Raw genomic sequence first — 6,958 nt, 5'->3', positions numbered from 1 at the left:
TTACGAGACAGCCCTTAGCGGCAGATGGGAGCGCTCCCTTTCCCGCTATGAGTACGAAACGGGTTTTTTGGGGTGGGCGGCTAGTCGCCGCGGGCGGCGCGCTCGGCCTCGGCGCGGTGGGCGGAGACCTCCTCGGTCGGGATGGCCCGCGCTGGGCGATTGAGCAGCGCCCGGACCAACGACGGGTCCACCTTCGGCTCGCGCGCGGCGGTGAGCAGGCCGTTGGTCTCCTGCTCGGTGTCGGTGAGCTGGGTGTAGCAGAACCCGGCGAGCCGATCGCTGGCCAGCAGCGCGCCGACCAGGTCCTCCAGCCGTTCCAGCAGCGCCCCTGGACTGTCCACAGTGGAGTAACCGAACCAGTTCTCGCCCTTGGCCGGGACGTAGCTCAGCCCGCCGAACTCGGTCAGCATCACCGGCTGGCCCTCGTTGAGCCGATCGTCGAGCAGCACGCGCAGCCCACCCGGCCTGCCCTCGCCGAGCGCCCGCTTGATCGACTCCGGGTCGGAGTAGCGCTCGCGCAGCGAGTCCCCGGTCGGCGCGTAGTCGTGCACGCCCCAGATATCGCTGACGGTGTGCTCCCAGCCGTCGTTGGCGATCACCGGCCGGGTCGGGTCGATGGACTTCGTCAGGTGGTAGAGCGCGGTCGCGAAGTGCCGCTGGTCCGCGCGCTCGGCGATCTGCGGCACGCCCCAGCTCTCGTTCAGCGGCACCCAGGCCACCACGCACGGGTGGCTACGGTCGCGGCGCAGCACCTCGATCCACTCGCGGGTCATCCGCTCCACGGTCGCGGTGGAGAACTGGTAGGCGTCCGCCATCTCGCCCCACACCAGCAGCCCGAGCCGGTCGCACCAGTACAGGAAGCGCGGGTCCTCGACCTTCTGGTGGATGCGCGCGCCGTTGAAGCCCAGCTCCTTGATCAGCTCCACCTCGCGGCGCAGCGCCTCCCCGTCCGGCGCGGCCAGGTGCGACTGCGGCCAGTACCCCTGCTCCAGCACCATGCGCAGGAAGTACGGGCGGCCGTTGAGCAGGAAGCGCCCGTCAGCGGTGTCCACCGAGCGGTAGCCGAAGTAGCTGTGCACCTCGTCGACGACCACGCCGTCGGCGTCCAGCAGCGTCAGCTCGGCGTCGATCAGGTTCGGCGACTCCGGCGACCACATCAGCGCGTGCAGGTGCTGGCCGTGCCGCGCGGCCGGGATCGCGATGTCGCGCACGCTGACCTGGTCGAGCACGCGGTGCGACTCCTCGGCCAGCAGCTGCGCGCCCGACCACAGCCGCACCCTCAGGTACAGCGACGTCGCCGGCGGGCCGGTCACCACCGCCTCCAGCCGCACGCGGGCCTGGGTCAGGTCCGGCGTCCACTGGATCTCCGAGAGGTGGTTGGCCGGAACGGGCTCCAGCCACACCGGCTGCCAGATCCCGGTCGTGCGGTGGTACCAGATCGCGTGCGGCTCGGGCAGCCAGTCCTGCTTGCCCCTGGTCTGCGTCGGGTCCTCGGCCTCGTCCTGCGCGCGGACCACGATCACCTGCTCGTCGGCGTCGCGGTCGAGCGCGTCGGTGATGTCGGCGCTGATCGGCGTGTGCCCGCCGACGTGCTCGGCGACCAGCGCGCCGTTGACCCACACCCGCGCGTGGTAGTCCACCGCGCCCAGGTGCAGCAGCAGCCGCTTGCCAGCGAAGTCCTCGCCCAGCTCGCTCAGCGCGAAGGTCCTGCGGTACCAGACGATCGTGTGCGGCGACGGGTCGTGCACGCCGGAGCGCTCCGACTCCGGCGGGTAGGGCACCAGGATGTCGCGGTCGAAGCTCGAAGATCCGCTTGCGGGATCGAGCATGGGCACAGCTTCCGTTCCGCAGCGGTACCACCGCTCAGCGAGGCCCTGGTCAGCGTCGTCGTAGCCGAAGCGCCACGGACCGCAGAGGTCGATCCAGTGCTCTCGGACCATCCTCGGGCGGGGGTGCAGCTCGTCCACGGGCACAGCCTCCTCGATCTTGGTGTGCCCCTCACTGTATTCAGTCCACGCCGATGTCCTCGTTCCACAGGAGGGGGTGGGTGGAGATGAACTCACCCATCAGCTCGCGGCAGCGCGCGTCGTCGAGCAGCACGACCTCGACCCCGGCCTCGGCCAGCCATTCGTGCTGACCGGTGAACGTGCTGCTCTCGCCGACGACCAGCCCGGTGATCCCGAACTGCCGGACCAGCCCGCTGCAGTACCAGCAGGGCGACAGCGTGGTGACCATCGTGGTGCCGCGGTAGGTGCGCTGGCGCCCGGCCGCGCGGAACGCCGAGGTCTCCGCGTGCATCGACGCGTCGCCGTCCTGGACGCGGCGGTTGCGCCCGCGCCCCAGCAGCTCCCCGTCCACGCCGAACAGCGCCGCCCCGATCGGGATTCCGCCCTCCGCCCGCCCCGCCCGCGCCTCGGCGAGGGCGACGTCGAGCATGCGCACCGCATCGCTGTCTTCCATAACGCCATGATGCTCCCGTCCCGGGCAATCCGGATGAACCATTCCGGCAGCACCGCTAGCGTCCGGGGCATGCTGCGCCCCTCCCTGCCGATCGAGACCGATCGCCTGCTGCTCCGCGCCCACACCCCCGATGACCTCGACGCCCTGTACGACATCCGGTCCCGCCCGGACGTGGTCCGCTACCTCATGTTCGACGTGCGCACCCGCGAGCAGGTGCGGGAATCGTTGGCGGATCGGGTGAACCAGTGGTGTCTGGAGAAGGAGGGGGACGCGATGGTGCTCGCGGTGCAGCGCAAGGACACCGGCGAGCTGATCGGCGACGTCGTGCTGTTCTGGCGCAGCGAGACCAGCAAGCGCGGCGAGCTGGGCTTCGTCTTCCACCCCGACCACCACGGCAAGGGCTTCGCCGCCGAGGCCGCGCGCGAGGTGCTGCGGCTGGCCTTCGAGGAGCTGGGCCTGCACCGCGTCGAAGGCCGTTGCGACATCCGCAACACCGCGTCCTCGCGGTTGCTGGAACGGCTCGGCATGCGCCGTGAGGCGGTGTTCAAGGAGTACGAGTTCGTCAAGGGTGAGTGGTGCGACGAGCTCATCCTGGCGATGCTCGACCGCGAGTGGAAGGGAACCCCTGCATGAGCCTGGGCATCACCGTCCCCTTGGGACAGTCACTGCACGAGCACGCGGAGGTGTTGCGCGCCTTGTACGACGGCGGCTACACCGACTTCTGGAGCAGCGAGACGGCGGAGCTGGACGCGTTCACCCCGCTGGCCTACGCCGCCGCGGTGCTGCCGGAAGCGCGCTTCGGCACGGCGATCGCCTCGGTGTTCACCAGGGGCCCGGCGCTGCTCGCGATGAGCGCGGCGGCGGTGGCCGAGACGGCGCCCGGCCGGTTCACGCTCGGCATCGGCGCCTCCTCCCCCGCGATCGCGCAGCGGTGGAACGCCGTGCCGTACGAGAAGCCGTTCAGCCGCGTCCGGGACACCCTGCGGTTCCTGCGCCCCGCGCTCGCCGGTGAGCGGATCGACGAGTCCTACGACACCTTCCAGGTCAAGGGATTCCGCTTGGAGCGCCCGGTGTCGCCGTCGCTGCCGATCGTGGTCGGAGCGCTGCGCGAGCGCATGCTCGGCCTCGCGGGCGCGGAGGGCGACGGCGCGGTGCTGAACTGGTTGTCGGCCTCGGACGTCGCCAAGGCGGCCCCGGTCGTCGGCGCGGGCAAGCAGCTCGTCGCGCGGATCTTCGTGTGCGTGTCGGAGAACGCGGACCTGGTGCGCTCGGTGGCGAAGCGCCTGATCACCGGCTACCTCACCGTGCCCGCCTACGCGGAGTTCCAGCGCTGGCTGGGCCGGGACGAGGCGTTGAGTCCGATGTGGACGGCCTGGGCCGCTGGCGACCGCAAGGCCGCGCTGGCGGCGGTGCCGGACCACGTGGTGGACGAGCTGGTGGTGCACGGGAGTCCCGAGGAGTGCGCGGCGCACGTCCGGCGCTACGCCGACGCCGGGATCACCACGCCGGTGATCAAGTTCCTGCCGCTGGACCCCTCGCGCGAGCTGGCCGAGGACGTGCTCGCCCTCGCGGCTGCCTACTGACAGCATGAGAAAGGGCCCCAGCGGGAGGCTGGGGCCCTTTCTCAGGTGCCTGTGTCAGCTGGCGACCGTGACGCCCATGGAGCGGGCGCAGCCGGCGACGATCTTCTCGGCGGCTTCCATGCTGCTGGCGTTGAGGTCCGGCATCTTGCGCTCGGCGATCGCGCGGACCTGCTCGGCCTTCAGGGTGCCGCCGGAGGTGTGGCCCGGCTGCGCGGAGCCCTTCTGCGCGCCCAGTGCCTGGCGGATCAGGAAGCTGGTCGGCGGCGTCTTGTAGCGCAGCGAGTGGGTGCGGTCCTCGTAGACCGTGACCACGACGGGGAGGATCTCGCCGCGGTGCGCGGCGGTGGCCTCGTCGTACTCGAGCTTGACGCCACGGGTGTTCACACCGGTCGGACCCAGCATCTTGCCGAGGTCGACCATAGCGGCGTTGCCGGCCTCCAGTTCGAGCGTTGCCTCGAACGTCACGCGCAACTTCTTCTTGGGCGGCATTCCGCGAACCCCTTGTCTAGAACCACTGGTGTCAATGTCAGTGAGCGAGCCTAGTCCAGCCAGCGAAAGCGGCGGTCAGCGCCCTGCTCAACTCACAAGAACAACTGTCACTTACAAGTCCGTCTATCAAGTCCAACGCTGGCACGCAGGCCAGCAGCTCGAAGCAGTCTAACACCGCCGGAGAGCGCCCCCGAACCACCCCGGTCGTTCTCCTGAGAGCGGAAACGGGCTGCTCAGCGGCTTGGCGAGCCTACCGTGAACGTCATGACCTCCTTGTTCGCGGACGGTGTGGCCGAGCGCATGCTGGCGCACCGGATCGTCCTTCTCGGCGAAGAGATCAACGACGACGTGGCCAACCGCGTCTGCGCCCAACTGCTCCTGCTGGACGCCGACGACCCGGGCTCCGACATCCACCTCTACCTCAACTCCCCCGGCGGCTCGGTGACCGCGGGGATGGCGATCTACGACACCATGCAGTCCATCTCGCCCGAGGTGGCCACCTGCGGGCTCGGCATGGTCGCGTCGATGGGTCAGTTCCTGCTCAGCAGCGGCGCCCCCGGCAAGCGCACGGTGCTGCCGAGGGCGCGCGTGATGATGCACCAGCCGCACGGCGGCGTCGGCGGGACCGCTGACGAGGTGCTGATCCGCGCGGAGGTCTACAAGGCCCACCGCCAGGAGCTGGCCGAGCTGACCGCCGAGCAGACCGGGCAGACCGTGGAGCGCGTGCTCGCCGACGGCGACCGCGACCGCTGGTTCAGCGCCCGCGAGGCCGTGGAGTACGGCCTCGCGGACAAGGTGCTGCAGAGGTCAGCCCAGTGAGCCGAGGTGCGGGCGGACGGTGTTGGAGAAGCGGTCGCCGTTGGTCTTGTCCCAGTTGATCGACCAGGTCATGGCGCCGCGCAGGTCCGGGTAGGTCTTCGACGGCTTGAAGCTGCCGCAGCCGGTGCCCTTGGCGAGGCAGCTCAGCGCGTTGTTGACCACCCCGGGATCGACGTGGCCGCTGCCCGCGCCGCGCGAGGAGGCGGGGACGCCGAGCGCGACCTGGTCCGGCCGCAGCGTCTCCAGCAGGATGCACGCCTGCGCGGTGATGAAGTCGACCCCGCCCTGCGAGTAGACCTTGCCGTCGCAGCCGTTCATCGAGCCGGAGTTGTAGTACTGCGTGTGCACGACCGTGGTGATGTCCTTGATCTTGGCGAGCAGCTGGAGGTAGCGGCCGCCCGGCTGCGTGTCGATGGTCTGCGGCGCCATGGTCAGCACGAACCCGGAGCCGATGCGCTGCTGGAGCTGCCGGGAGGCCGCCGCCACGTTGTCCACGTGCATGCCGTGCTCGAGGTCGATGTCCAGGCCGTCCACGCCGAACTTGCGGATCAGCGCCTCCATCGAGGACACGAAGTTGGCCACGTTGGCCGAGCTGCTGAGGTCGACGTTGCCCTTCTCGCCGCCGATGGAGAAGACGAACCTCTTGCCCTGCGCGCGTTTCGCGGCGATGTCGGCGATCATGTCCGCGTCGGTGTAGCCGCCGAGCGCCGAGGACAGCCCGGGGTCGACCGTGAACGTGACGCCGCCCGGCTTCGTGGTGTCCGCGTCGGCGAAGGCGATCGCGATGACGTCGTAGTGGTTGTTGACGTCGCGGATGCGCAGCGGCGCGGCCCCGTTGACGAAGTTCTGCCAGTAGCCGGTCAGCAAGTGCTTGGGCAGCGCGGGATTCGGGTCGGACTCACGTCCCGTGGTCGCGCTGATCGTCGCCGAGCGCGCGGACTCGCCGGTGCCGTTGTAGGCCGCGACCGCGTAGGTGTGCGTCGTGCTCGGCCTCAGCCCGGTGTCGGTGAAGCTGGTGCCGCTCGCGTCGCCGACCTTCACGCCGTCGCGGAAGACGCTGTAGCCGTCCGCGCCCGTGACCGCGCTCCAGCCCAGGGAGATCGTGCTCCCCGTCGAGCCCGTCGCGGACAGTCCACTGGGGACGGACGGCAGTTCCGGCTGCCCGCCGGAGGCTCCGTCGAGGACCACGTCGTCGACCTGGTAGGCGGGTTGGCCGTACCAGCCGTGGGTGAAGACGCCGACGCTCGTCGTGCTGGCGCCGGTGGTGAAGCTCAGCGACAGCTGCGTCCAGTCCGAGCCGCCCGGCGTCCAGGTGCTCGTCTCGGTCATCCCCGCGCCACCCGCGCCGAGGTAGACCAGGCTGCCCTTGACCCACGCGGAGAGCTTGTACGTGGAGTTCGGCTGGACGCGCACGTTCTGCGTGCAGCGGGCCTGGTCCTGCCCGGCCGGCGTCGCGGAGAGCGCGTGGTTCCCACTGCGCGCCGGTGAGCCCACCGTGCCGCTCGTGCACGACCAGCCCGCGAGGTTGCCCGTCTCGAACCCGGGGTTGGACACCAGGTTCTGGGCCGCCGTCGCGGGTGTTGCCAACGCCGCGACGGCGGCCCAGA

Annotated in this window: 7 protein-coding genes; 3 read left to right on the top strand and 4 right to left on the bottom strand. The window is 70.3% G+C overall.

Annotated features, from left to right (window positions below):
• Positions 1-80 precede the first annotated feature (80 nt).
• Positions 81-1,967: a glycoside hydrolase family 2 protein gene (locus CCN37_RS25830; protein WP_246843308.1), complete on the bottom strand. Its 1,887-nt coding sequence runs from the start codon at positions 1,965-1,967 to the stop codon at positions 81-83.
• A gap of 40 nt (positions 1,968-2,007) precedes the next feature.
• Positions 2,008-2,460: a nucleoside deaminase gene (locus tag CCN37_RS25825; protein ID WP_086825628.1), complete on the bottom strand. Its 453-nt coding sequence runs from the start codon at positions 2,458-2,460 to the stop codon at positions 2,008-2,010.
• A 69-nt stretch (positions 2,461-2,529) separates the two neighbouring features.
• Here CCN37_RS25825 and CCN37_RS25820 point away from each other — a divergent pair, with 69 nt between their 5' ends.
• Complete coding sequence (locus CCN37_RS25820; RefSeq protein ID WP_086825626.1) at positions 2,530-3,093, top strand: GNAT family N-acetyltransferase; 564 nt, start codon at positions 2,530-2,532, stop codon at positions 3,091-3,093.
• Positions 3,090-4,043 (top strand): LLM class F420-dependent oxidoreductase, encoded by a 954-nt coding sequence (locus CCN37_RS25815; RefSeq protein WP_210408197.1) that lies wholly within the window; start codon positions 3,090-3,092, stop codon positions 4,041-4,043. Before CCN37_RS25820 ends, CCN37_RS25815 begins: the two co-directional genes overlap by 4 nt.
• A gap of 54 nt (positions 4,044-4,097) precedes the next feature.
• Here CCN37_RS25815 and CCN37_RS25810 read toward each other — a convergent pair whose 3' ends face one another.
• Positions 4,098-4,532: an uL11 family ribosomal protein gene (locus CCN37_RS25810; RefSeq protein WP_086825624.1), complete on the bottom strand. Its 435-nt coding sequence runs from the start codon at positions 4,530-4,532 to the stop codon at positions 4,098-4,100.
• Between the two features lie 264 nt (positions 4,533-4,796).
• Here CCN37_RS25810 and CCN37_RS25805 point away from each other — a divergent pair, with 264 nt between their 5' ends.
• Positions 4,797-5,351: a ClpP family protease gene (locus CCN37_RS25805; protein WP_086825632.1), complete on the top strand. Its 555-nt coding sequence runs from the start codon at positions 4,797-4,799 to the stop codon at positions 5,349-5,351.
• Here CCN37_RS25805 and CCN37_RS41650 read toward each other — a convergent pair.
• The coding region (locus CCN37_RS41650) for a chitinase (RefSeq protein ID WP_143261808.1) at positions 5,340-6,958 on the bottom strand (1,619 nt) is incomplete at its 5' end. The genes CCN37_RS25805 and CCN37_RS41650 overlap by 12 nt on opposite strands.

This window comes from Allokutzneria sp. NRRL B-24872 (assembly GCF_002155965.1).
Classification (GTDB): domain Bacteria; phylum Actinomycetota; class Actinomycetes; order Mycobacteriales; family Pseudonocardiaceae; genus Allokutzneria.
The sequence above is the reverse complement of the archived record's forward strand: the minus strand, read 5'-3'. Positions and strand labels throughout refer to the sequence as shown.

Excerpts from the sequence above, each read along its gene's own strand:
- CCN37_RS25825 (WP_086825628.1), bottom strand. The coding sequence starts at position 2,460 with ATGGAAGACAGCGATGCGGTGCGCATGCTCGACGTCGCCCTCGCCGAG.
- CCN37_RS25820 (WP_086825626.1), top strand. The coding sequence starts at position 2,530 with ATGCTGCGCCCCTCCCTGCCGATCGAGACCGATCGCCTGCTGCTCCGC.
- CCN37_RS25815 (WP_210408197.1), top strand. The coding sequence starts at position 3,090 with ATGAGCCTGGGCATCACCGTCCCCTTGGGACAGTCACTGCACGAGCAC.
- CCN37_RS25810 (WP_086825624.1), bottom strand. The coding sequence starts at position 4,532 with ATGCCGCCCAAGAAGAAGTTGCGCGTGACGTTCGAGGCAACGCTCGAA.
- CCN37_RS25805 (WP_086825632.1), top strand. The coding sequence starts at position 4,797 with ATGACCTCCTTGTTCGCGGACGGTGTGGCCGAGCGCATGCTGGCGCAC.